Genomic DNA, 24,549 nt, shown 5'->3' with positions numbered 1-24,549 from the left:
TCATGACCCTCGCCGATCTCAATCTCGTCCGGCCGGAGCTGATCCTCGCGATCGGCGCCCTGCTGATGCTTCTCGTCGGCGCCTTCCGCGGCAAGGGCGGGCCGGTGTTCGACGGCCTTTCCATGCTGGTCCTGCTGATCGCGGGCGCGGCGGCCGTCACCGGCGAACACGGCCGGGCCTTCGCCGGCGGCGTGGTGGTCGACAATCTGTCGACCTTCGCCAAGGTGGCCATCTACGCGGCGAGCGCGATCGCGATCCCGCTGGGCGGCGTCTGGCTGCGCAAGCGCGGCGACGACAAGTTCGAATTCCCGGTCCTGATCCTGCTGGCCGCGCTCGGCATGGGCATGATGGCCTCGGCCGGCGACCTGATCTCGCTCTACGTCGGGATCGAGCTGCATTCGCTGGCGCTCTATGTGCTGGCCGCCTTCCGCCGCGATGACGCCAAGTCCTCCGAAGCGGGTCTGAAGTACTTCGTGCTCGGCGCGCTGTCCTCCGGCCTGCTGCTGTACGGCGCCTCGCTGATCTACGGCTTCGCCGGCTCGACCCATTTCGACGTCATCGCCGCCTCGATCCAGGGCGGCCAGGCGCACACCGGCGTGCTATTCGGCCTGGTGTTCCTGATCTGCGGCCTGGCCTTCAAGGTCTCCGCTGCGCCGTTCCACATGTGGACGCCGGATGTCTATGAAGGCGCTCCGACGCCTGTCGTCGGCTTCTTCGCCGGCGCGCCGAAGATCGCGGCGATGGTCCTGCTGGCCCGTGTGCTGTCGGAAGGTTTCGGCGCCGCGCTCGGACAATGGCAGCAGGTGATCGTCATCGTCGCGCTGCTGTCGGTGTTCGTCGGCGCTTTCGCCGGTCTCGCCCAGCGCAATCTCAAGCGCCTGTGGGCCTACAGCTCGATCGCCAACATCGGCTACGCCCTGCTGGGCCTGGCCGCAGGGGGCGAAGCGGGCGTTCAGGCCATGCTGCTGTTCCTGACGCTCTATCTGGTCGACGTGACCGGCTTCTTCGCCTGCCTCAGCGCGCTGCAGCGCAACGGCAAGCCGATGGAGACGATCCAGGACATGGCAGGCCTGTTCAAGTCGCAGCCCGGCATCGCCCTGGCCATGACCGCCTTCGCGCTCTCCGCCCTCGGTCTGCCGCCGTTCAGCGGCTTCTTCGCCAAGTTCTTCGTGTTCAAGGCGGCGCTGGATGCGGGTCTGGTCTGGCCGGCCGTGCTCGGCCTGCTCGGCAGCGTGGTGGCGGCGGTCTACTACCTGCGTCTGCTGAAGGTCATGTGGTTCGACTCGCCGACGGGCGAGGTGGAAACGCCGCCGGTGTCGGCCAAGACCGTCGCCATCGTCGCGGCGCTGTTCTCCTTCCCGGTGGCGTTGTTCGCCCTGGGCTGGCTTGAGCAGATGGCCCTGGCCGCCGCAGCCGCCTTCGGCTGACGTGACCGCGCCGCGCATCGAGGCGCTCGAAGAGATCGATTCCACGAACGCCGAGGCGCGTCGCCGCGCCGAAGCGGGAGAGGTGGGGCCCCTGTGGATCACGGCCGCTCGCCAGACCGCCGGTCGCGGTCGTCGCGGCCGTACCTGGGAGACGGGGCAGGGCAACCTCGCGGCCACCCTGTTGTTTGTCACCGACCGTCCGCCGGCCGAGGCCGCGCAGATCAGCTTTGTCGCCGCCCTTGCGGTCGCCGATCTGGCCGACGCCTTCGTCCCTGCCTCGCAGGTCACGCTGAAATGGCCCAACGATCCGATGATCGACGGTCGCAAGACCAGTGGCATTCTCGTGGAATCCGGCCAGCACCCGCGCGGGCTCTGGGTCGCGGTCGGTGTCGGCGTGAACCTCTCCACGCCCCCCGAAGCGCCTGAGCGTCCCGCGACCGCCTTCGCTGAACACATGACGGCGCCGCCGCCAAAGCCTCTGGAAGCCCTCACGGTCCTGGCTGCGTCTTTCGAGCGCTGGCGACAGGTCTGGCAGACCTCCGGCTTCCCCGTGATCGCTGACGCCTGGACGCGTCGGGCGCATGGGCTCGGTGAAGCCTGCACGGCCCGGCTCGGCCATGAAACGGTCTCCGGCGTAGCCGAAGGCCTCGATCCGGATGGCGCGCTTCGGTTGCGCTTGCCAGACGGAATGCTGCGGCGCATCACCGCTGGCGACGTTTTCTTCGGCGGATCGTAGCGAGCGATGTCAGTCGCTCGTGGTCCGATCCGCCCAACTTTGGAATCGCGGTTCGATGAAATCGAACCGAGGGAGCCCTAGATGCTGCTGGCTATCGAGCAGGGCAATACCAACACCCTGTTCGCCGTCCATGACGGCGAGACCTGGATCGCCCAATGGCGCTCGGCGACCGAGAGCACCCGCACGGCTGACGAATACGCCGTCTGGCTGTCGCAGCTGTTCGAGATGAACGGCCTGACGATGAAGAGCCTCAGCGGCTGCATCATCTCCAGCGTCGTGCCGCAGTCGATCTTCAACCTGCGCAACCTGTCGCGCCGCTATCTCGGCGTCGAGCCGCTGATCATTGGCGAGAATGCGGAGCTCGGCGTCGCGGTGCGGATCGACAAGCCGTCCGAGGCGGGCGCTGACCGGCTGGTCAATGCTGTCGGCGCCCACATCGCCTACCCGGGGCCCCTGATCGTCATCGACAGCGGCACGGCCACCACGTTCGACATCGTCGCGGCCGACGGCGGGTTCGAGGGCGGCATCATCGCGCCCGGCGTGAACCTCTCCATGCAGGCGCTGCACGAGGCCGCGGCCAAGCTCCCGCGGATCGCTATCCAGCGCCCGGAACGCAACCGGGTCGTGGGCACCGACACCGTGACCGCCATGCAGTCGGGCGTGTTCTGGGGCTATATCGGACTCATCGAAGGGCTGATCGCCCGCATCAAGGCGGAACGGGGCGAACACCTGACCGTTGTCGCGACCGGAGGCGTCGTCTCCCTGTTTGAAGGCGCTACCGACATGATCGACCACTACGACCCGGATCTGACGATCCGCGGGCTGCTGGAAATCCATCGCCGCAACGCCCATCTGCGCAGCCAATGAAAGCGCGCAAGAACGACGAGCTGGTCTTCCTGCCCCTGGGCGGGTCCAACGAGATCGGCATGAACTTCAATCTCTACGGCTACGGGCCGGAGGACGATCGCAAGTGGATTGTCGTCGACCTGGGCATCACCTTCGGCGACCAGACGACGCCCGGGGTCGAGGTGATCCTGCCGGACCCGACCTACATCGAGGACTATGCCGACGACATCCTCGGCATCGTGCTGACCCACGCCCATGAGGATCACATCGGCGCGGTGGCCTGGCTGTGGCCGCGCCTGAAGGCGCCGGTGTACGCCACGCCGTTCACCGCCTTCCTGCTGCGGGAGAAGCTGCGTGACGCCGGCCTCCTCGACGAGGTCGACATCACCGAGGTGCCACTGAGCGGCAAGATTTCGCTGGGGCCGTTCGAGCTCGAGCTGATCACCCTGACCCACTCGATCCCGGAGCCGAACGGCCTGGCGATCCGCACCCCGCTGGGCACGGTGCTGCACACCGGCGACTGGAAGATCGACCCAGACCCGCTGCTGGGCGGCGTCACCGACGACGAGGCGATCCGCAAGCTCGGCGACGAGGGCGTGCTGGCGATGGTCTGCGACAGCACCAATGTGTTCGTTGACGGCCACGCCGGCTCCGAGGCCGATGTCCGCAAGGCGCTGGCCGATCTGATCAAGCCGCTGACGGGCAGGGTGGCGGTGGCCTGTTTCGCCTCGAACGTCGCACGCATGGACAGCGTGATCCGCGCCGCAGAGGCCGCTGATCGCCGTGTCTGTCTGGTCGGCCGGTCGATGCACCGCATGAGCGCCGCGGCCCGGTCCGTCGGGCTGATGAGCGGTCTCAAGGAGTTCATCAACGAGAAGGAAGCCAAGCACTTCCCGCAGGACAAGATCCTCTACCTCTGCACCGGCAGCCAGGGCGAGGCCCGTGCGGCGCTGGCGCGGATCGCGTCGGGGACACACCCGCACGTCAACCTGGGCAAGGGCGACCACGCGATCTTCTCCTCGCGGGTGATCCCCGGCAACGAGGTGCCGATCCGCAACCTGCAGAACAGTCTGGCCGACCGCGGCGTCCGCCTCTGCACCGAGCGCGACCATCCGGGGATCCACGTGTCCGGCCACCCCTGCCGGGACGAACTGGCCCAGATGTACGCCTGGGCCCGGCCGCAGATCGCGGTGCCGACCCATGGCGAGCGTCGCCACCTGCTCGAGCATGCCGCCTTCGCCCGCGATCTGCAGGTTCCGCAGACGGTCAGCCCGCGCAACGGCGACATGGTCCGCCTGGCCCCCGGTCGCGCCGAGATCATCGACGAGGTCCCCGCCGGCCGCCTGTACATCGACGGCGGCATGGTCACCCCCGAGAACGGCGACGCCCTCAAGGAGCGTCGTCACGCGGCCTTCAACGGCGTGCTGATGGTCACCATCGCGCTCGACGGGAAGGGACGGATCGTCTCCGGTCCGCAGATCCGCGCCATCGGCCTGGCCGGCGACGCCGACTTCCCGCTGGACGAGGCGCTCGACGATCTGTGCCGCGATGCCGAGCAGGCTGTGAAGAAGGTCCCTGCAGAGGAACGCGCCTTCGACGAGATCGTCGAGAGCGCCCTGTCCCGGGTGGTCAAAAAGGGCGCCTTCCGGATATGGGAACGCAAGCCCGTGGTCGAGACGACCGTTCTGCGCATCTAGGAGGCCACCCATGATCGGCAAGCTCAACCACGTCGGCGTCGCCACGCCCTCGATCGACGACGCCCTGAACATGTATCGCGACCTGCTGGGCGCGACCTCGTGGACGGACAAATGGGCGATGCCGGAGCAGGGCGTCTGGGTCTGTTTCGTCAACCTGCCCAACAGCCAGATCGAGCTGATCGAGCCCTATGGCGAGAAAAGCCCCATCCACGGCTTCCTGGCCAAGAACCCCAAGGGCGGGCAGCACCACATCTGTTTCGAGGTGGAGAACATCTACGAAGCCCGCGACGCCCTGGTCGCCAAGGGCGCGACGGTGCTGGGCGAGCCGCGCATCGGCGCGCATGGCACCCTGATCATCTTCGTGCACCCCAAGGATATGGGCGGCATGCTGGTCGAGCTGATGGAAACCCCGAAGGACGGACATCACTGATGGGCATCGGGACCGGCATCGCCATCTATCTGACCCTCTGGTGGACCACCCTGTTCGCCGTCCTGCCGCTGGGCAACCGCACCTATGCCGAGGAAGGCATCGAGGTGAAGGACGGCGGCGACCCCGGCGCGCCGGTCAATCCCAACCTCAAGCGCAAGTTCATCACCACGACCTGGGTCTCGGCCCTGATCTGGTGCGTGATCTGGCTGGTCATCCGCTTCGGCCTGATCAGCCTGCCGTCGATGCCGAACAGCTGACGATCTGCGGTAAGCGCCCAGGGTTTCGGCGCCCTCTGTCACAGACCGCTCCCGTCGCCCAAACTTTGAGCGATTGTCACTCCCGCGTACGTGGGGCGCTGCAGGCGGCTGCCCGCCACGCGAGTCAGCGCTAGCGTCGGGCCATGGAAGGCCGGTTCGCCGGTCTTGCTCCGTGGCGTTTTTCCCCGACGATGACTTGCAAGGCCGCCGGCGATCCCGGCGGCCTTCTTTTTGCCGCCCGCGTTGCCAATCAAGGGGCCGCGAGGGTAAGTCAGGCGCTCGTTTCATGGGGTTACCAATGCGCCTGTCGCGCTATTTCCTGCCTACGCTCAAAGAGGCGCCTTCGGACGCCCAGATCGTTTCGCACCAGCTGATGCTTCGCGCCGGCCTGATCCGTCAGGAAGCGGCCGGAATCTACGCCTGGCTGCCACTGGGCCTGCGGGTGCTGAAGAAGGTCGAGCAGATCGTTCGCGAGGAGATGGACCGCGCCGGCGCCGTCGAGCTTTTGATGCCGACGATCCAGCTGGCCGACCTTTGGCGCGAGAGCGGCCGCTACGAGGCCTATGGCGACGAGATGCTGCGCATCACCGACCGCCACAAGCGCGACCTGCTCTACGGGCCCACCGCCGAGGAGGTCGTGACCGACATCTTCCGGGCCTATGTGAAGAGCTACAAGGACCTGCCGCTGAATCTCTACAACATCCAGTGGAAGTTCCGCGACGAGCGCCGCCCGCGCTTCGGCGTGATGCGCGGCCGCGAGTTCCTGATGAAGGACGCCTACAGCTTCGATCTCAATGAGGCCGACGCGCGAGCCGCCTACAACCGGATGTTCATCGCCTATCTGAACACCTTCGCCCGCATGGGACTGAAGGCCGTGCCGATGAAGGCCGACACCGGCCCGATCGGCGGGGACCTGAGCCACGAGTTCATCGTGCTGGCCGAGACCGGCGAAAGCCAGGTGTTCTGCCACAAGGATCTGGTCGAGATGGGCGCGCCCGGTCCCGACGTCGACTGGTATGGCGACCTGCAGCCGCTCGTCGACCAGCGCACGGCGCTCTATGCGGCGACCGAGGAGATGCACGACGCGGACGCCTTCGCCGCCGTGCCCGCCGACAAGCAGCTGTCGGCCCGCGGCATCGAGGTCGGCCACATCTTCTATTTCGGCGAGAAATACTCCGACCCGATGAAGGCCCGGGTGACCGGTCCCGACGGCGTCGACGTCAATGTCCACATGGGCAGCTATGGCGTCGGCGTTTCGCGCCTGCTGGGCGCGATCATCGAGGCCAGCCACGACGAGGGCGGCATCATCTGGCCCGAGGCCGTCGCGCCGTTCGATCTGGCCCTGATCAACCTGCGTCCGGGCGACGAGGCCTGTGACGCGGCCTGTGAACAGGCCTATGCGGCCCTGACCGCCGCCGGCCGCGCCGTTCTCTACGACGACACAGCCGAGCGGCCGGGCGGAAAGTTCGCCCGCGCCGACCTGATCGGCCTGCCCTGGCAGTTGATTATCGGACCCAAGGGCCTCGCCGAGGGCAATGTCGAGATCAAGAACCGTGCGAGCGGCGAACGCTCCACGGCGCCGCTGGCCGATGTGATCGCCGGTCTGTCGGCGAAGGCGGCTGCGTGACCCAGCCCGCCGGCTCCGTCGCGCCGCCGTTCGGCCTGTGGGAACGGGCCGTCGCCGCCCGTTACCTGCGCGCCAAGCGCAAGCACGGCGGCGTGGCGCTGATCTCGCTGATCTCCTTCATCGGCATCATGCTGGCCGTGATGGTGCTCATCGTCGTGATGAGCGTGATGAACGGCTTCCGCACCGAGTTGCTTGACCGGATCCTGGGCTTCAACGGCCACGCCTATGTCACCGGCGCACCGCTGAACAGTCCGGACCGGAGCGCGATCGTCACCCGCCTGCGCGCCGTTCCCGGGGTCAGGCAGGTGATCCCGGTCGTCGAAGGCCAGGCCATGGTGCTGGGCCCCAACCAGATCGCCGGGGCCATCGTGCGCGGCGTGACCCCCGCCGACCTGAAGGCCACGACCATCGTCTCGGGCAACATCAAGGCCGGCTCCCGCGAGGGCTTCGGCCAGGGCGACTACGGTGGCGACCTGATCCTGCTGGGCGACCGGCTGGCGGCCAGCCTCGGAGTCGCGCCTGGCGACTCCGTCACGCTGATCTCGCCCGCGGGGTCGTCGACCGCCTTCGGCACCAGCGTGACGCAGAAGGACTACACGATCGGCGGCATCTTCTCGGTCGGGATGAGCGAGTACGACCAGGCCTTCATCTACATGCCGCTCGCCCAGGCGCAGCTGTTCTTCGGACGTGGCACGAGTGTCGACGCGATCGAGATCATGCTGGACGACCCCGATGCGGTCGAAGACATCAAGCCGCTGCTGAGCGGCGCGGCCGGTCCCGGCTCGGCAGTCACCGACTGGACCCAGAAGAACCAGAGCTTCTTCGAAGCCCTGCAGGTCGAGCGGGCCGCGATGCGGCTGATCCTGATGTTCATCGTCGCCATCGCGGCCATGAACATCATCTCGGGCCTGGTCATGCTGGTGAAGAACAAGGGCCGCGACATCGGCATCCTGCGCACCATGGGCGCGGGGCAGGGCGCGATCATGCGCATCTTCTTCATGTCCGGCGCGGCGGTCGGCGTCGCCGGCACGGTCGCGGGCCTGCTGCTGGGCGTGATCTTCTGCATGAACATCGAGGCGATCCAGAAGGCCGTAGAGTGGGTCACCGGCGCCAATGTGTTCAACGCCGACATCTATTTCCTGACTCACGTCCCGGCGAAGATCGAATGGAGCGAGGTCGGCATCATCACCGGCTGGTCGCTGTTCATGAGCTTTGTCGCCACCCTGCCGCCGGCCTGGCGGGCCTCACGCATCGATCCGGTCGAGGCCCTGCGTTATGAGTGAACCGGTCCTCTCCCTGCGCGGGGTCACCCGCACCTACATCACCGACGCCGGCCGGCTGCCGGTGCTCAAGGGCGTCGATCTGGACGTGATGCCGGGCGAAATCGTCGGGCTGATCGGTCCGTCGGGCTCGGGCAAGTCGTCACTGCTGCATGCCGCCGGCCTGCTGGAACGCCCGGACGGCGGAACGGTGACGGTCGCCGGCCAGGACTGCACGAAGCTGGGCGATCGCCCGCGCACGCGGATGCGGCTGGGCACCATCGGCTTCGTCTACCAGTTCCACCACCTGCTGCCGGAATTCTCGGCCATCGAGAACGTGGCCATGCCGGCGATGATCGCCGGAAAGTCACGCCCTGTCGCCGGCGAGCGGGCCGAGGCGCTGCTGAGCCGGCTGGGTCTGGCTGAACGCCTGCATCACCAGCCGGGCCAGCTGTCCGGCGGCGAGCAGCAGCGGGTCGCGATCGCCCGCGCCCTGACCAACGCGCCGCGCCTGCTGCTGGCCGACGAGCCGACCGGCAACCTCGATCCCGACACGGCGGCCTCGGTCTTCCAGGCGTTGTACGACCTGGCGCGGGACACCGGCGTTGCGGCGCTGATCGCTACGCACAATATGGAGCTGGCCCGTTATATGGACCGGGTCTTCGCCCTGAAGGACGGGCACCTCGAAGCGCGCACGCCGGGCTTCTAGACCGTCACCCCTCACGCTTTCGTCAGCGCCCCGCTTTCGCCCAGATCGCGGGGTCTTACGACAGTTCCTGTTTCATCGGCTGGGAGCGTACCTTGACCCGCCACCTCGATATCGCCGGCCAGTCCGGAAACCTCTACCGCTACAAGGCGCTCGAAGACCTGCGACCGGTTCCGCCGGGCGGCGCCAACTTCATCTATGTGCACTGGAACGGCGACGCGCCGGTGATCGTCTACGCCGGTGAGACCGACAGCCTGCACCGCAGCGTTTTCGAGACCTGGGACGAAGCCCAGTCCGGCTTCGGCGCCACCGAGATCTTCGCGCGCCTGAACATCACCGGCGTCGTGCGGCGAGAAGAGCACGCCGACATCGTGGGCCAGCATCAGCCGCCGATGAACAGCGGCGACGTCAATCCGACGAGCCGGCGAAAAGCGTCTCCCCGCGTGGTGTGATCTCGCAGAACGGATTGTGCGCGAGCTCCCAGAGATGGCCGTCCGGATCAGCGAAGTAGCCTGAATAGCCGCCCCAGAAGACCGGCGCGGGCGCCTTTACCGCTCGGCCGCCGGCGGCGATGGCCCGGGCGTAAGCCTGATCAACCTCGACGACGGACCGCCCGTTGAGCGCCAGGGTGATGGCGCCGCCCGGCGCAGCGAGAGGCTCGCCGACTCCAAGGGTGATAAGGCTCAGGCGCTGGTCCATGACGGCGTTCTCCGAATTGCCTTGACGTGAGAACAAAACAGGAATTAGAACAAACGGGCAACTTGAAATGAGGAGGCCCGAATGGCCCGCATCGCTCGTGAATCCCTCGCTTTGGCCTCCGTCGTCGGCTTTGTCTGGATGATGTGTTCAGTTGCCTACGTTGTGGCCTGACTTGCCGCTGGAATGCGAGCGCCGCGCGGGCGATTGTCCGTGAAGTGACTCGTTTGACGCCCGGCCCGAATGGCGCGGCGCGGTAACCTGAAGGGATGGCGCCATGGCGCGGGACAAGGCAGGGAGCGGCGCCGACGGCGGGTTCGTTCATCTGCGGGTCCGGTCGGCCTATTCCCTGCTCGAAGGGGCGATCAAGGCCGAGGCGGTCGGCAAGATGGCGGAAGCCGCCGGCATGCCCGCCGTGGCCGTCACCGACCGGGCCAATCTGTTCGGCGCCCTCGAATTCTCCGTCACGGCCAAGGAGTCAGGCGTCCAGCCGCTGATCGGCTGCGCCTTGCCGGTGACCGGGATCGGCGAGGGGCAGACGCATCGCTGGGCGCGGACGCCGACCGTCGTGCTGCTCGCCCAGAGCGAGACGGGCTATCTCAACCTTTCGGCCCTGTCGTCGGCCGCCTATCTGGAAAACGACGGCGTCGCCGAGCCCTGCGTGGCCTGGTCGAAGGTCATTGAGCATGCCGAGGGTCTGATCCTGCTCAGCGGCGGGACCGACGGCCCGGTCGATCCGCTGTTCGCGGTCGGCAAGACAGGAGAGGGCGCCCTGGCCCTCGCCGAGATGGCGCGGGTGTTCGGTGACCGCTTCTACGTTGAGCTCCAACGGCATGGCCTGCCCGAGCAGGCGGCGGCCGAGGCCGGGCTGGTTCACTGGGCCTACGAGCACGATGTTCCGCTGGTGGCGACCAACGACGTCTATTTCGCCAAGCGCGACATGTATGACGCGCACGATGCGCTGCTGTGCATCTCCGACGGCGCCTTCATCGGTCAGGACGAACGGCGCCGGGTGACGGCCGAGCACTGGTTCAAGCCGGCGGCCGACATGCGCGCGCTGTTCTCGGATCTGCCTGAGGCCTGCGACAACAGCATCGATATCGCGCGGCGCTGCGCCTTCATGGTCAGCAAGCGCGATCCGATCCTGCCGAGCTTCCCGACCGCCGCCGGGCGCGACGAGAACGCCGAACTGGCCTGGCAGGCCGCCGAGGGGCTGCGTATGCGGCTCGAAGGTCTGGAACTGGCCGCCCCGGAGGCGGACTACTGGGCGCGGCTGGAGCGCGAGATCGGCGTCATCCAGACGATGGGCTTCTCGGGCTACTTCCTGATCGTTTCGGACTTCATCAAATGGGCCAACGCCCAGGGCATTCCGGTCGGGCCCGGCCGTGGCTCCGGGGCCGGTTCGCTGGTCGCCTGGGCGCTGACGATCACCGGTCTGGATCCGCTGCGGTTCGGCCTGCTGTTCGAGCGGTTCCTCAATCCCGAGCGGGTCTCGATGCCCGACTTCGATATCGACTTCTGCCAGGAGCGGCGGGAGGAGGTGATCGAGTACGTGCAGGACAAGTACGGCATTGGCCGGGTGGCCCAGATCATCACCTTCGGCACCCTGCAGGCGCGCGCCGTGCTGCGCGACGTCGGCCGGGTGATGCAGCTGCCGCTGGGGCTCGTCGACCGGCTCTGCAAGATGGTGCCGAACAATCCGGCCAATCCCACGACCCTGGCCCAGGCGATCAATCTCGAACCGCGGCTGCGCCAGGCGCGCGACGACGACCCGTCGGTCGCCCAGTGTCTCGAGGTCGCGCTGCGTCTGGAGGGGCTCTACCGGAACGCCTCGACCCACGCCGCCGGCGTGGTCATCGGCGACCGGCCGTTGATCGAGCTGACGCCGCTCTACAAGGATCCGCGCTCGGAGCTGCCGGCGACCCAGTTCAACATGAAGTGGGTGGAGTCCGCCGGCCTGGTGAAGTTCGACTTCCTCGGCCTCAAGACCCTGACGGTCCTCGACCGGGCGGTGAAATACCTGGCCAAGCGTGGCGCGGCGATCGATCTGGCCAAACTGGCGCTGGATGACACGGCCTCCTACGAGCTGATGTCGTCGGGCCAGACGGTCGGGGTGTTCCAGCTGGAAAGCCAGGGCATGCGCGACACCCTGCGCAAGATGCGGCCGGGTACGATCGAGGAGATCACCGCGCTGATCTCGCTCTACCGGCCGGGCCCGATGGACAACATCGACCTGTTCATCGACACCAAGTTCGGCCGCCGGCCGATGGACGTCATGCACCCGTCCCTCGAGGCGGTGCTCAGCGAGACCTACGGCGTCATCGTCTACCAGGAACAGGTGATGCGGATCGCCCAGGTTCTGGCCGGCTACAGCCTCGGTGAAGCCGACATGCTGCGCCGGGCGATGGGCAAGAAGAAGAAGGAGGAGATGGACCAGCAGAAGGCGCGGTTCGTCTCCGGCGCCATCGAGCGCGGCGTCGACGGCGACAAGGCCGGGGCCATCTTCGAGCACGTCGAGAAGTTCGCCGGCTACGGCTTCAACAAGTCGCACGCCGCCGCCTACGCGCTGATCGCCTATCAGACGGCCTGGCTGAAGGCCAACACGCCGGTCGAGTTCCTCGCGGCCTCGATGAGCCTCGACCTGAGCAACACCGACAAGCTGGCCGTGTTCTACCAGGACGCCCGCAAGTTCCAGGTCAAGGTGCGCGCGCCGGACATCAACCGCTCGAGCGCCGACTTCGAGGTCGAGGACGGCGAAGTGCTCTACGCCCTGGGGGCGGTGCGCAATGTCGGCTTCGCCGCCATGGAGCATGTCGCCGCCGTACGGGCCGAGGGCGGGCCGTTCCGCGACCTGTTCGACTTCGTCGAGCGCGTCGATCCGCGCCAGGTGAACAAGCGGGCGCTGGAAAGCCTCGCCCGCGCCGGCGCCTTCGACAGCATCCACCCCAACCGGGCCCAGATCGTCGAGGCCGCCGATGTGCTGGTGGCGCACGGCCAGAGCCTGGCGGCCGATCGCGCCTCGGCCCAGGTCAGCCTGTTCGGCGGCGAGCAGCCTGACGCCTCGCGGCCGCGCCTGCCGCGCACCGAGCCCTGGGACCAGATCCGCCGGCTCGACGAGGAACTGGCGGCCGTCGGCTTCTACCTGACCGGTCACCCGCTGGAGGACATGGTCGAGGTGCTGCGCCGCCGCCGCACCACCATGCTCAGCGACGCGATCGTGCAGGCCGAGGCGGGGACCGAGGCCTTCCGCATGGCCGGCATGGTCCGCCGCCGGCAGGAACGCACCCAGCAGAGCGGCGAACGGTTCGCCTTCGTCTCCCTGTCCGACCCGACCGGCGAATACGAGGTGCTGTTCCCGCCCGAGGCGCTGCGCAAGTGCCGCGACATCCTCGAGCCGGGCAAGGCCGTCGCGATCAGGGTCCGCGCCAAGTCCCGCGACGGCGAGGTGCGCTTCTTCGGCGATGACGCCGAACCGATCGACAAGGCCATCGAGTCGGTCGCCGCCAGCCTGCGGGTGCATGTCTCGCCGCACTCGATGGAGATCGAGGCGCTGAAGAAACGCCTCCAGGTAGCCTCGTCCCAGCGGGGCGGGGAGGTGGTCCTCGTTGCTGGCCTCGGCGGGGGCCGCGAGGTCGAGGTCAAGCTGCCGGGGTTCTACACGCTGGACGCTTCATTGCGCGGGGCGCTGAAGACCGCGCCGGGGGTGGCGTACCTGGAGGATGTGTAGGGCTTCCGAGCCTTTCCTCTAGATCCGCTCATCCGGCCGGAGGCCGGGACCCAGGCTTGTTTCAGAGTTTCGGCTCATGGTTCAGGGATGGCTCGAGGCCAACCCGATAGACGGGCAGCTGTTTCAAAAACACCTGGGTCCCGGCCTTCGCCGGGATGAGCGGCTATTGGGGGGGGCTCAAAGGCAGACCACCCCCTGATGTCTTGACGGCCAGCTTGCTCCGGAGACGACCTTGGTCAAGGAAGAGCCCGCCGCGGCGCGGCCGCGAAGCGGTCCTTGACGAAGGCCGTCGCCCGGAGCTCGAATTCCATCAAGGCCTTCAGGGCGTATCAGCATCAATCCTCTCCGCGAAGCGGGGAGGGGGACCATGCGGAGCATGGTGGAGGGGCGGCGCGAGGCGATCCGGCACGCCCGGAAATCAGAACTCGCTGGTCAGAGCGGCTCCGTCCTCTCCACCATGCTCCGCATGGTCCCCCTCTCCCTCACGGGAGAGGAAAGACGCTGCAGCCGCGCCCCCGCTTGCATTTCCGCCCTCCATCCCCTACATGCGCGCCTCATCACGCACGTGGACGTTCGGGCCGGGTGGGGAGAAATCCTGCTCAGTCCGTTCCGGTCCCTGGAAATCCAGGGGTTTGTCTGCGGAGGCGATAACCGGAAAAAGGACAAGACCACATGGCTCTCCCCGAGTTCTCCATGCGCCAGCTGCTTGAAGCCGGCGCCCACTTCGGCCACCAGACGCACCGCTGGAACCCGAAGATGGACCGCTACATCTTCGGCTCGCGCTCGAACATCCACATCATCGATCTGTCGCAGTCGATCCCGCTGCTGCACCAGGCCCTCGTGAAGGTCCGCGAAGTCGCGGCCGCCGGCGGTCGCGTGCTGTTCGTCGGCACCAAGCGTCAGGCCTCGGACCCGGTGGCCACGGCCGCCAAGCGCTGCGCCCAGTACTACGTCAACCACCGCTGGCTCGGCGGCACCCTGACCAACTGGCGCACCATCTCCGGTTCGATCTCGCGTCTGCGCGAGCTGGAAGGCGTGCTGGACGGCGACGGCGCCGGCCGCACCAAGAAGGAGCTGCTGCAGCTGACGCGCGAGCGCGACAAGCTCGAGCTGAGCCTGGGCGGCATCAAGAACATGGGCGGCATTCCCGACCTGATGTTCGTGATCGACACCAACAAGGAAGCGATCGCCATCCTCGAGGCCCGCAAGCTGAACATCCCGGTCATCGCGATCCTGGACACCAACTGCGACCCCGACGGCATCACCTATCCGATCCCGGGCAACGATGACGCCGCGCGCGCCATCCTGCTGTACTGCGATCTGATCGCTGACTCGGTGCTCGACGGCATGGCCGCCGGCGTGGTGGCCAGCGGCGTCGATATCGGCGCCTCGGAAGCCCCGGTCGAGCCGACGCTCGCCCGAGAGCTTACGCCGGAGCCCGCTCCCGCTGCTGCTGAAGCCCCCGCTGAACCGGAGGCCGTCGCGGCCCCGGTTGAGGCTCCGGCCGAAGCCCCTGTGGCGGCCGAAGCGGCCGTTGAAGCCGCTCCGGAAGAACCCGCCGCCAGCTGATCGTTCTCCTTCGGGAGAGCCTTGGCGTCACACCGTTTTCGCAGCCCGGTCGTAAGGCCGGGCCGCGACCCTATAAGTCCCAACTCAGGAGGACACGATATGGCGGAAATCACCGCTGCGCTGGTCAAGGACCTGCGCGAGAAGACCGGCGTCGGCATGATGGACTGCAAGAAGGCGCTCGTCGAAAACGACGGCGACATGGAAGCGTCGATCGACTGGCTGCGCGCCAAGGGCCTGTCCAAGGCCGCCAAGAAGGCTGACCGCGCCGCCGCCGAAGGTCTCGTGGCCATCGCCACGCGCAACGACGGCAAGGGCATGACCGCCTCGGTCATCGAGCTGAACGCCGAGACGGACTTCGTCGCGCGCAACGAACTGTTCCAGAACGCCGCCCGGGCCACGGCCAAGGCTGGTCTGGACGTCGACGGCGTCGAGGCGATCACCGCGGCCAAGACGGCTGACGGTGAAGTCATCGGCGAGATGGTCACCCAGCTGATCGCCACGATCGGCGAGAACATGATGGTGCGCCGTTCGAAGCGCTTCGTCGTGGCCGAGGGCGCCATCGGCGCCTATATCCACAACGCCGTCGCGCCGGAACTCGGCAAGATCGGCGTGCTGGTGGCCATCGAGGGCGCCGGCGACCAGGCGGCCATCATGGAACTGGGCCGCAAGATCGCCATGCACGTGGCCGCGACCAACCCGCTGTCGCTGTCGACCGATGACCTCGACCAGGCCAACGTCGAACGCGAACGCGCCGTCTTCACCGAACAGGCGCTGGCCTCGGGCAAGCCCGAGTCGGTCGTCGAGAAGATGGTCGAGGGCCGGATCCGCAAGTTCTACGAGGAAGTCGTGCTGCTGAAGCAGGCCTTCGTCATGAACCCGGACCAGACCGTCGAGCAGCTGGTCGAAGCGACCGGCAAGGAACTGGGTTCGTCGCTGAAGGTGCAGGGCTTCATCCGCCTGGCCCTCGGCGAAGGCGTGGAAAAGGAAGTCACGGACTTCGCCGCCGAAGTGGCGTCGATGACCGGCGGCGCCTGATCCGCGTACCGAATACCTGATTGGGGGCGCTCCCGGCTGACGCTGGGGGCGCCCTTGGTCTATGTTGAGCCCGACTGACTCGCTCAAGCGCCGGAAACCCATGCCGACAAAGACCTACAAGCGAATCCTGGTGAAGGTGTCCGGCGAGGTGCTGATGGGCGATTCCGCCTTCGGCATCGACATGGAGACCGTCGCGGCGGTCGCCCAGGACCTGAAGCAGGTGGCCGACAGCGGCATCGAATTGTGCCTGGTCATCGGCGGCGGCAACATCTTCCGCGGCCTGGCCGGCGCGGCCAAGGGCATGGAACGGGCCAGCGCCGACTACATGGGCATGCTGGCGACCGTGATGAACGCCCTGGCGATGCAGGACGCGCTTGAGCGCATCGGCGTCTCCACCCGGGTGCAGTCTGCCATTCCGATGCCGACCGTCTGCGAGCCGCTGATCCGCCGCCGCGCCGAGCGCCATCTGGAAAAGGGCCGGGTGGTTATCTTCGCCGCCGGCACCGGCAATCCGTTCTTCACCACCGACAGCGGCGCAGCCCTGCGGGCGGCGGAGATGAACTGCGACGCCCTGTTCAAGGGCACCAGCGTGGACGGCGTCTACACCGCCGATCCGAAGAAGGACAAATCCGCGCAACGCTTTGACCGGCTGACCTATCACGACGTGCTGTCCCGTGACCTCAAGGTCATGGACGCGTCGGCGATCAGTCTGATGCGCGAGAACGGCATCCCCATCGTGGTCTTCTCGATCCGCGAACGGGGCAATCTGATGAAGGTGCTGCGCGCCGAGGGCGTCCACACCGTCATTTCCGAAGCTGCATAGGAAGAAGAGGGAGCCTGCATATGGCCGCCGCCGAAAAACCCGTGCTGAGCACCTACAAGAGCCGCATGGAAAAGGCCGTTTCCGCCCTGAAAGACGAGTTCGCCAGTCTGCGGACCGGCCGCGCGTCGTCAGGCCTGCTCGACCAGGTGATGGTCGAGGCCTACGGCAACACCGTTCCGCTGAACCAGGTGGGCTCGGTGAGCGTCCCCGAGCCCCGCTCGATCAGCGTCAGCGTCTGGGATCGCGCCCTGGTCGTCTCCGTGGAAAAGGCCATCCGGAACTCCGGCCTGGGCTTCAACCCGGTGGTCGAGGGACAGAACCTGCGCATCCCGGTGCCGCCCCTGACCGAGGAGCGCCGCAAGGACCTGGTCAAGGTGGCCGGGAAATACTCCGAGCAGCAGAAGATCGCCGTTCGCAACGTGCGACGCGACGCCATGGCCGATCTCAAGAAGGCGGAGAAAGACTCCGTCATCACCGAGGACGAGCTTCGCCGCATGGACGGCGAGGTCCAGAAGATGACCGACGAGTGCGTCAAGCGCATCGACGAGACCTTGAAAACAAAAGAACAAGAGATCATGCAGGTTTGAGCTGTACGTTTCGCGGGGGATGACGCGTGACGGACAGGAAGGAGTGGCGATGACGCCGACGGACGGGCCGCTGCATGTCGCCATCATCATGGATGGCAACGGGCGCTGGGCCAAACAGCGCGGCCTGCCACGCACTTTCGGTCACCGGGAGGGCGTCAAGGCGCTGAAACGGACTGTCGAGGCCGCGTCCGGCCTGGGCGTTACGACCCTGACTGTGTTCGGCTTTTCGACCGAGAACTGGCGTCGGCCGATGGCCGAAGTCTCCGAACTGATGAGCCTGCTCAAGGCCTACGTCGAAAGCGATCTGGAGCGGCTGGTGCGCGAAGGCGTCCGGGTTCGCGTCATCGGCCGTCGCTCGGGACTGAAGCCCGACATCCTGGCGATCATCGACCGCGCCGAAGCGCGCACCGCTGAAAACAACAAGTTCCTGCTGCAGGTCGCGTTCAACTACGGCGGCCGGGCGGATATCACCGACGCCGCCCGCCGTTTCGCCGAGGACGTCGAACAGGGCAGGGCGCGCGCCGCGGATCTCGACGAGGCCCTGTTCGAACAGAAGCTCTCGACCGCCGACTCGCCTGCGCCTGACCTGATCGTCCGCACCAGCGGCGAGCAGCGCATTTCCAACTTCCTGCTGTGGGAGTGCGCATACGCCGAGCTGGTGTTCCAGGACGTCTACTGGCCCGACTACGGGCCTGACCATCTGAGCGCGGCGATCGCCGAGTACCGGGCCCGTGAGCGGCGTTATGGCGGAGCCGCGTCCGATGACGTCCTCGCCGCCGGGTAAAGACTTCGACTGGAAGAACCTGGCGATCCGCATCGCTTCGGCCACCGTCCTGGTGCCGACGGTGCTGGGCGCGATCTGGTATGGCGGCGGGCCGTTCCTGCTGATGATCGCCATCGCCATCGGCCTGCTGGCGGTCGAATGGGGCAAGATGTGCGCCCCGGAAGCGCCGGCCGAGGTCGCCGTCACGATCACTGTGGCCGTTTTGGCGGCCGTGTTCGCGGCCCATGTCGGCTGGTATCGCAGCGCCTGGCTTCTCATGATCGGCGGCGCGCTGCTCGCGGCCTTCATAACCCGGCACAAGGCCGACCGCGCGGCGGATGCGGCCTATGGCGTGATCTACATCGCGCCGGCCTGTATCGCGATGGTCTGGCTGCGCAATCCCGCCGGCGAAAGCGTCAGCTGGTCATTGACCCCCGGCGTGACCTGGATGCTGCTGCTGTTCGTCATCACCTGGGCGGCGGACATCTGCGCATTCGCGGTCGGCAGCGCGCTCAAGGGGCCCAAACTCTGGCCACGGTTCTCGCCGAACAAGACGTGGTCGGGCTTCATCGGCGGCCTTGCCGGCTCGGTTCTCGCGGCGATCGCCTTTTCCTATTTCGCGGGAATGGAGCTGACCTCGCTCACCGCCGGCGTGTTCGGCCTTGTCGGCGGGCTCGCGACCATGGCCGGTGATCTGTGGGAGTCGATGTTGAAGCGGCGGTTCGGCGTGAAGGACTCAGGCGATCTCATTCCTGGCCATGGCGGTCTGCTCGACCGTGTGGACGGGCTGCTGTTCGCCAGCATCGCCATCGCGGGCGCGCGCATCATCGTTCACTGGGGATGGGCGACGTGACCGCCCCGCGCACCGTGGTGGTCCTGGGGTCGACCGGGTCCATCGGTGTCTCGACCCTGGATCTGTTCGACAAGTCAGGCGCGGCGGTCGAGATTCTCGCCCTGACCGCCGGCCGGAATGTCGCGTTGCTGGCGCAGCAGGCGCTGCGCTGGCGTCCGATGCTGGTGGTGATCGAGGACGAGTCGAAGCTCGGCGAGCTGCGTGAGCGGCTCAGCGGCAGCGGCCTGCAGGCCGCCGGCGGCGCCAAGGCCATCGAGGATGCCGCGGCCCTGGGCGCCGACTGGGTGATGTCGGCCATCGTCGGCGCGGCGGGTCTCGCCCCGACCCTGGCGGCGGCGCGTAAGGGCTCGGTGATCGCGCTGGCGAACAAGGAGAGTCTCGTCTGCGCCGGCCCGGCCCTGCTGGAAGCCTCTCGCCTGGCCGGCGGACGGGTGATCCCCGTGGATTCCGAGCATTCGGCGATTTTCCAGGTGCTGCAGCCGGATTGCATCCAGCGGGTCGCGCGACTGATCCTCACGGCTTCGGGCGGCCCGTTCCGCACCTGGACCCGCGAGCAGATGAAGACCGCAACGCCGGAACAGGCGGTCGCCCACCCAAACTGGAGCATGGGCGCCAAGATTTCGATCGATTCCGCGACGATGATGAACAAGGGCCTGGAGATGATCGAGGCCTCGTACCTCTTCTCCACGCCCGCCGAGCGCATCGACGTGCTCATCCATCCCCAGTCGGTGATTCACAGCATGGTCGAGTACGAGGACGGGTCGACACTTGCGCAACTCGGCCCGCCGGACATGCGGGCGCCTATCGCCTGCGCCTTCGCCTGGCCCGACCGGCTGCCATGGCCGGCGCCGAAGCTGGACCTTGCCGCCATGGGTCAGCTGACCTTCGAGGCACCCGACTCGGACAAGTTCCCGGCGATCGGCATTGCGCGCGACGCGCTCAACGCCGGCGGCGGCGCGCCGGCCGCGATGAACGCCGCCAATGAGGTCGCGGTGGCGGCCTTCCTTGACCGCAGGATCGGCTTTCTCGATATTGCGCCGCTGGTTTCCGATACCCTCGCCCGCATGAACGGTGTGGGGGATCTGGACGCTGGCGTGGGGGATGGCGCTCTCGAGGGCGCAATGATGGTCGATGCGAGCGCGCGCCGGGTTGCGGCGGAAGCGGTTTCGCTGCGTCCAGTCTTCCACTGACTGTAAGGGAGTAGCCGGCTTGCCTGACCTTGTGTCCTGGATCCTGCCGTTTCTGTTCGTGCTGACCCTCGTGGTCACGATTCACGAGCTGGGACATTACTGGGCGGCCCGGTCCTTCGGCACCGTGATCGACAGCTTCTCCGTGGGCTTCGGCCGGGCGATCTTCAAATGGCGCGACAAGCGCGACGTTGAATGGCGCATCGGCTGGATTCCGCTGGGCGGCTATGTGCGCTTCGCCGGCGATGACAACGCCGCCAGCGTGCCCGACCAGGACGACCTGGCGGAAATGAAGGCCAGGATCCTCGAGCACAATGATCCGGCGGCCCTGCAGAAGTTCTTCCATTTCAAGCCGGTCTGGCAGCGGGCGATCATCACCGTGGCCGGTCCCGTGGCCAATTTCATCCTGGCGATCGCCCTGTTCGCGTTGCTGCTCGGCGTCTTCGGCGAGGTGCGCAGCACGCCGCGGGTGACCGAAGTCGCGCCGGGCGGCGCGGCCGAGAAGGCCGGATTTGTCGCCGGCGACGTCATCACCCGGGCCGACGGCCAGGTGGTCCACGACTTCCAGGACATCGTCCGCCACACCGTCGTGCGGGCCAACGTTCCGATCGTCTTCACGGTCGAGCGGGGCGGACGCGAGCTGCAGCTGGTCGCAACGCCGGCGCTCAAGGAGGTCGTTGACCCGACCGGGGCCCGCCAGAAGATCGGCGTGCTCGGCCTGAGCCATCAGGCGACTGCCGAGGACACCAAGCGGGTGCGCTACGGGCCGATCGAAGCCATCGGGGAGGGCGCAGGCAAGACCTGGGACGTCCTGTCGACCACCTTCTACTATCTGGGCCGCCTGGTGCGCGGTCAGGTGCCCGCCGACCAGCTCGGCGGCTTCATCGGCATCGCAGCGGCGTCTGACGCCGTGGCCAAGGCCGGCGCCGAGGGCGCGCCGAACCCGGCGATGGGCGTGTTCGGCTCCTTCGTGGCCCTTTTGCAGCTGTCTGCGATTCTCTCCGTCAGCGTCGGCTTCCTGAATTTGCTGCCGATCCCTGTTCTGGATGGCGGACATCTGGTGTTTTACGCGTATGAAGCCGTTGCCCGCAGGCCACTGGCGGCAAATGTCCAGGCTGTAGGCTATCGCCTTGGTCTTGCCTTGCTGTTGGGATTCATGCTGTTCGCGGTCTGGAACGACCTGCAGCGCTACAACGTGTTCAATTTCCTTGGTGGTCTGTTCTCGTGAGCACCCGCCGACCGCCGATGGCAGACCATATGAAGCATGCTCGTGCGCACAGCGCCGCAATCGTTACCCTTGCCGCGCTCCTTATGGGCACGACGGCGCTCACCCTCCCGACCACGGCGCTCGCCCAGGTCGAACAGGGGGCGGTTCAGCGCATCCTGGTGCAGGGCAATGAACGCATCGAGGCGGGAACGGTTCTCTCGTACCTGCCGATTCAACCGGGCGACCAGGTAGACTCAGCGCGCATCGACGTCGCGCTGAAGACCCTGTTCCGCACCGACCTGTTCGCGGACGTGAAGATCGACCTGCAGCAGAACGGCGATCTGGTCGTTCGCGTGGTCGAAAACCCGATCATCAACCGGGTGATCTTCGAGGGAAACTCGGCCCTCAAGGAAGACAAGCTTCGTGAGGAAGTGACGATCCGGCCGCGCGGTATCTTCACCCGCGCCAAGGTCCAGTCGGACGTCCAGCGCCTGATCGAGCTCTACCGCAAGTCCGGCCGCATCGGCGTGACCGTGACGCCCAAGGTGGTCGAGCTGCCGCAGAAGCGCATCGACCTGATCTTCGAGATCAACGAGGGCCCCAAGAGCGGCGTTCTCGACATCAACATCATGGGCAACGTGGCCTTCTCGGACGGCGATCTGGCCGACGTGATCGTCACCGAGGAGTCCCACTGGTACAAATTCCTGTCGAGCAACGACAACTACGACCCGGACAGGATCGAGTACGACAAGGAACAGCTGCGGAAGTTCTACCGCAACAAGGGCTACTACGACTTCCGGGTCATCTCGGCGGTGGCCGAGCTCTCGCCCGAACGGAACGGCTTCGTCGTCACCTACACGATCGAGGAAGGCCAGCGGTACAAGTTCGGCAAGCTGACGGTCGAGACCGAGCTGAAGAAGCTCGACGGCACGGTGCTGCAGCAGTTGCTGCCGATCCGCACCGGCCAGATCTATCAGGACGAGCTGATCGAGCAGGCGACGGACTCGCTGACCTTTGCGGCCGGCGCCGCCGGCTTCGCCTTCGTGGACGTCCGGCCGCGCTACATTCCCAACCGCGAGAACCAGACCGTCGACGTGGTGTTCGCGGTCAAGGAAGGCCCGCGCGTCTACATTGACCGGATCGACATCGTCGGGAACAGCCGCACGCTCGACACCGTCATCCGTCGCGAGATGAACGTCACCGAAGGTGACGCCTACAACCGCGTGCTGGTTGACCGTTCGCGGCAACAGATCCGCGGCCTGGGCTTCTTCAAGGAAGTCACGATCGAGGAAGTCCCCAGCGGCGTTCCTGATCGCACGACCCTGCGGGTTCAGGTTGAGGAACAGCCGACCGGGGAACTGTCGTTCAGCGCCGGCTACAGCTCGGTTGACCAGCTGATCCTGGATCTGGGCATCAGCGAGAGGAACTTCCGCGGACGCGGCCAGAACGTCCGGGCGCGGGTTTCCGTCGGCTCGCTGCGCCAGCAGATCGACTTCTCCTTCACCGAGCCGCGCTTCCTCGGCCGCGACCTGCGCGCCGGCATCGATATCTATTCCTACAAGTACGACTTCAGCCAGCAGACCGCGTTCGACACCGCCTCGACCGGCATGGGCTTCCGACTCGGCTTCCCGCTGACCACCAACGCCTCGATGGGCCTGCGCTACACGCTGCGCACCGACGACGTGGTGGTCGACGACTCCTTCTGCATCGTCGGCCAGGAAGTCGTCTCTCCGGCGCTCTGCGCCCAGCGCGGTTCCAATGTGACCTCGTTGCTCGGCTACACCGTGCGGCTTGACCGGCGTAACGATCTCCTGCGTCCGACCCGCGGCTTCTTCGTCGAGCTCAACCAGGATCTGGCCGGTGTCGGCGGCGACGTGAACTACCTGAAGACCGAGGCCAGCGGCGGCTGGTACTACGGCTTCAACAAGGACTTCGTGCTGAGCGCCACCGGCAACTTCGGTTACATCGACGGCTGGCAGGGCGACAACGTCCGGATCAACGACCGCTTCTACAAGGGCGGCAACAGCTTCCGCGGCTTCGAAGTCGCCGGCCTCGGTCCGCGCGACACCTCGTTCGGCCGGACGGATGCGCTGGGCGGCAAGCTCTACGCGATCGGTTCGCTCGAACTGTCTGTGCCGACGTTCCTGCCCGAGCAGTACGGTATCAAGGCGTCGCTGTTCACCGATGTCGGCACCGTCGGCCTGCTCGACGATGCCGATCTGCGCGACCGGTTCGGCCAGATCATCGACTGCGACACCTCGACCACGACGGTGACGCCCTGCATCAAGGATGACCTCGGTCTGCGGGCTTCGGCCGGCCTCTCGATCTTCTGGCGCTCGCCGATGGGACCAATTCGTTTCGACTTCAGCCAAATTCTGGCCAAAGAAGACTACGACAAGACGGAAACATTCCGTTTTTCCACCTCCACAAGGTTCTAGACTCCATGTTCTTCAACAAGACCCTCGCGGTCGCGGCCGGTTCGGCTGCTGCTCTCGCCTTCGCCTCGGCCGTCGCGGCCCAGACGCCTCCGCCGCGTCCGGCCGGTCCGCCCGTCGCGGCGGTGGCGGCGCCTGCACCTGCCCAGGTCCGGCATGGTCCGGCCATCGCAGGGGTTTGCACCTACAATGGCGACCAGGCCGTGCAGGCCTCGGAGGTCGGCAAGTACGTCGCCGCGCGCATGAAGCAGATCATCGCCGAGGTGAACGCCGAGCTGACGGCTGAAGACACGGCGATCAAGAACGAAGCCAAGGCCATCGACACCGCGCGCGCGGCCGGCCCGACCGACGCTCTGGAAGCCCGTGCGGCCAACCTGCAGGTCCGCTTCAACGCCTTCAAGCGCAAGCAGCAACTGCGACAGACCGAAGTCCAGCAGACCGAGCGCAAGGCGCTTATGCGGGTGCTTCAGGAGCTCGACCCGATCGCGGTCGGCGTTTACCAGGCCCGTAACTGCTCGATCCTGCTCGGCGACGGCGTCCTGCTCGGAAATCCGGCGATGGACATCACGCCCCAGGTCGTCACGGGCCTGAACGCCAAGATCAAGACGTTCACCTTCAATCGCGAGCGCATGGATACGCCGCCGGCTGGCCCCGCGGCTCCCCCGCGCACGAACTAGGCGAC

General features: G+C 66.8%; 23 protein-coding genes. 22 read left to right on the top strand and 1 reads right to left on the bottom strand.

Going from position 1 to position 24,549, the window contains the following annotated elements; genetic code table 11:
* Nucleotides 1-2: 2 nt before the first annotated feature.
* The 10 genes from nuoN (at nucleotide 3) to AC3WJT_RS13815 (ending at nucleotide 9,437) form a co-directional block, all read left to right on the top strand.
* Complete coding sequence (gene nuoN / locus AC3WJT_RS13860; RefSeq protein ID WP_492343713.1) at nucleotides 3-1,427, top strand: NADH-quinone oxidoreductase subunit NuoN; 1,425 nt, start codon at nucleotides 3-5, stop codon at nucleotides 1,425-1,427.
* A 1-nt stretch (nucleotide 1,428) separates the two neighbouring features.
* A complete protein-coding gene (locus AC3WJT_RS13855; protein ID WP_492343850.1) occupies nucleotides 1,429-2,163 on the top strand; it encodes a biotin--[acetyl-CoA-carboxylase] ligase in 735 nt (244 codons plus the stop codon).
* A gap of 81 nt (nucleotides 2,164-2,244) precedes the next feature.
* On the top strand, nucleotides 2,245-3,030 hold the full coding sequence (locus tag AC3WJT_RS13850; RefSeq protein ID WP_492343712.1) for a type III pantothenate kinase: 786 nt from the start codon (nucleotides 2,245-2,247) through the stop codon (nucleotides 3,028-3,030).
* Nucleotides 3,027-4,706: a ribonuclease J gene (locus AC3WJT_RS13845; protein ID WP_492343711.1), complete on the top strand. Its 1,680-nt coding sequence runs from the start codon at nucleotides 3,027-3,029 to the stop codon at nucleotides 4,704-4,706. The genes AC3WJT_RS13850 and AC3WJT_RS13845 overlap by 4 nt, the downstream gene beginning before the upstream one ends.
* A gap of 10 nt (nucleotides 4,707-4,716) precedes the next feature.
* Nucleotides 4,717-5,136, top strand: a complete 420-nt coding sequence (mce, locus tag AC3WJT_RS13840; protein ID WP_492343710.1) for a methylmalonyl-CoA epimerase — start codon at nucleotides 4,717-4,719, stop codon at nucleotides 5,134-5,136.
* Nucleotides 5,136-5,393, top strand: coding sequence for a DUF1467 family protein (locus tag AC3WJT_RS13835; RefSeq protein WP_492343709.1), 258 nt, complete (start codon nucleotides 5,136-5,138; stop codon nucleotides 5,391-5,393). The genes mce and AC3WJT_RS13835 overlap by 1 nt, the downstream gene beginning before the upstream one ends.
* Before the next feature lie 298 nt (nucleotides 5,394-5,691).
* Nucleotides 5,692-7,020: a proline--tRNA ligase gene (gene proS, locus AC3WJT_RS13830; RefSeq protein WP_492343708.1), complete on the top strand. Its 1,329-nt coding sequence runs from the start codon at nucleotides 5,692-5,694 to the stop codon at nucleotides 7,018-7,020.
* Nucleotides 7,017-8,303, top strand: coding sequence for a lipoprotein-releasing ABC transporter permease subunit (locus AC3WJT_RS13825; protein WP_492343707.1), 1,287 nt, complete (start codon nucleotides 7,017-7,019; stop codon nucleotides 8,301-8,303). Before proS ends, AC3WJT_RS13825 begins: the two co-directional genes overlap by 4 nt.
* Entirely contained in the window at nucleotides 8,296-8,988 is a 693-nt protein-coding gene (locus AC3WJT_RS13820) for an ABC transporter ATP-binding protein (protein ID WP_492343706.1), read from the top strand. Before AC3WJT_RS13825 ends, AC3WJT_RS13820 begins: the two co-directional genes overlap by 8 nt.
* A gap of 92 nt (nucleotides 8,989-9,080) precedes the next feature.
* On the top strand, nucleotides 9,081-9,437 hold the full coding sequence (locus AC3WJT_RS13815) for a hypothetical protein (protein WP_492343705.1): 357 nt from the start codon (nucleotides 9,081-9,083) through the stop codon (nucleotides 9,435-9,437).
* On the opposite strand, the gene AC3WJT_RS13810 is transcribed toward AC3WJT_RS13815, so the two are convergent.
* Complete coding sequence (locus AC3WJT_RS13810; protein ID WP_492343704.1) at nucleotides 9,394-9,684, bottom strand: VOC family protein; 291 nt, start codon at nucleotides 9,682-9,684, stop codon at nucleotides 9,394-9,396. The two genes, AC3WJT_RS13815 and AC3WJT_RS13810, sit on opposite strands and share 44 nt — an antisense overlap.
* A gap of 81 nt (nucleotides 9,685-9,765) precedes the next feature.
* On the opposite strand from AC3WJT_RS13810, the gene sidA reads away from it, so the two are divergent.
* The 12 genes from sidA to AC3WJT_RS13750 all read left to right on the top strand — a co-directional run bounded on the left by sidA (nucleotide 9,766) and on the right by AC3WJT_RS13750 (nucleotide 24,544).
* Nucleotides 9,766-9,855, top strand: coding sequence for a cell division inhibitor SidA (gene sidA / locus AC3WJT_RS13805; RefSeq protein WP_492343703.1), 90 nt, complete (start codon nucleotides 9,766-9,768; stop codon nucleotides 9,853-9,855).
* A gap of 103 nt (nucleotides 9,856-9,958) precedes the next feature.
* Nucleotides 9,959-13,408, top strand: a complete 3,450-nt coding sequence (gene dnaE / locus AC3WJT_RS13800; RefSeq protein ID WP_492343702.1) for a DNA polymerase III subunit alpha — start codon at nucleotides 9,959-9,961, stop codon at nucleotides 13,406-13,408.
* 672 nt (nucleotides 13,409-14,080) lie between these two features.
* Nucleotides 14,081-14,977 carry a 30S ribosomal protein S2 gene (gene rpsB, locus AC3WJT_RS13795; RefSeq protein ID WP_492343701.1) on the top strand — a complete coding sequence of 299 codons (897 nt, stop codon included), beginning with the start codon at nucleotides 14,081-14,083 and terminating at the stop codon, nucleotides 14,975-14,977.
* Between the two features lie 99 nt (nucleotides 14,978-15,076).
* Nucleotides 15,077-16,012: a translation elongation factor Ts gene (gene tsf, locus AC3WJT_RS13790; RefSeq protein WP_492343700.1), complete on the top strand. Its 936-nt coding sequence runs from the start codon at nucleotides 15,077-15,079 to the stop codon at nucleotides 16,010-16,012.
* Between the two features lie 100 nt (nucleotides 16,013-16,112).
* Nucleotides 16,113-16,835: a UMP kinase gene (gene pyrH, locus AC3WJT_RS13785; protein ID WP_492343699.1), complete on the top strand. Its 723-nt coding sequence runs from the start codon at nucleotides 16,113-16,115 to the stop codon at nucleotides 16,833-16,835.
* 20 nt (nucleotides 16,836-16,855) lie between these two features.
* Entirely contained in the window at nucleotides 16,856-17,422 is a 567-nt protein-coding gene (gene frr / locus AC3WJT_RS13780) for a ribosome recycling factor (RefSeq protein WP_492343698.1), read from the top strand.
* Nucleotides 17,423-17,441: 19 nt separating this feature from the next.
* A complete protein-coding gene (uppS, locus tag AC3WJT_RS13775; RefSeq protein ID WP_492343697.1) occupies nucleotides 17,442-18,206 on the top strand; it encodes a polyprenyl diphosphate synthase in 765 nt (254 codons plus the stop codon).
* The gene (locus tag AC3WJT_RS13770) at nucleotides 18,184-19,038 is read left to right on the top strand and encodes a phosphatidate cytidylyltransferase (RefSeq protein WP_492343696.1); all 855 of its coding nucleotides are present in this window, start codon (nucleotides 18,184-18,186) and stop codon (nucleotides 19,036-19,038) included. The genes uppS and AC3WJT_RS13770 overlap by 23 nt, the downstream gene beginning before the upstream one ends.
* The gene (locus tag AC3WJT_RS13765) at nucleotides 19,026-20,228 is read left to right on the top strand and encodes a 1-deoxy-D-xylulose-5-phosphate reductoisomerase (RefSeq protein ID WP_492343695.1); all 1,203 of its coding nucleotides are present in this window, start codon (nucleotides 19,026-19,028) and stop codon (nucleotides 20,226-20,228) included. The genes AC3WJT_RS13770 and AC3WJT_RS13765 overlap by 13 nt, the downstream gene beginning before the upstream one ends.
* A gap of 19 nt (nucleotides 20,229-20,247) precedes the next feature.
* Nucleotides 20,248-21,453, top strand: coding sequence for a M50 family metallopeptidase (locus tag AC3WJT_RS13760; RefSeq protein ID WP_492343694.1), 1,206 nt, complete (start codon nucleotides 20,248-20,250; stop codon nucleotides 21,451-21,453).
* Between the two features lie 29 nt (nucleotides 21,454-21,482).
* A complete protein-coding gene (gene bamA, locus AC3WJT_RS13755) occupies nucleotides 21,483-23,870 on the top strand; it encodes an outer membrane protein assembly factor BamA (RefSeq protein WP_492343693.1) in 2,388 nt (795 codons plus the stop codon).
* Nucleotides 23,871-23,875: 5 nt separating this feature from the next.
* Nucleotides 23,876-24,544: an OmpH/Skp family outer membrane protein gene (locus AC3WJT_RS13750; RefSeq protein ID WP_492343692.1), complete on the top strand. Its 669-nt coding sequence runs from the start codon at nucleotides 23,876-23,878 to the stop codon at nucleotides 24,542-24,544.
* Nucleotides 24,545-24,549 lie beyond the last annotated feature (5 nt).

The organism is Caulobacter sp. FW305-C-30-S16 (assembly GCF_058783025.1).
This window is presented reverse-complemented; position numbering and strand designations above follow the sequence as displayed.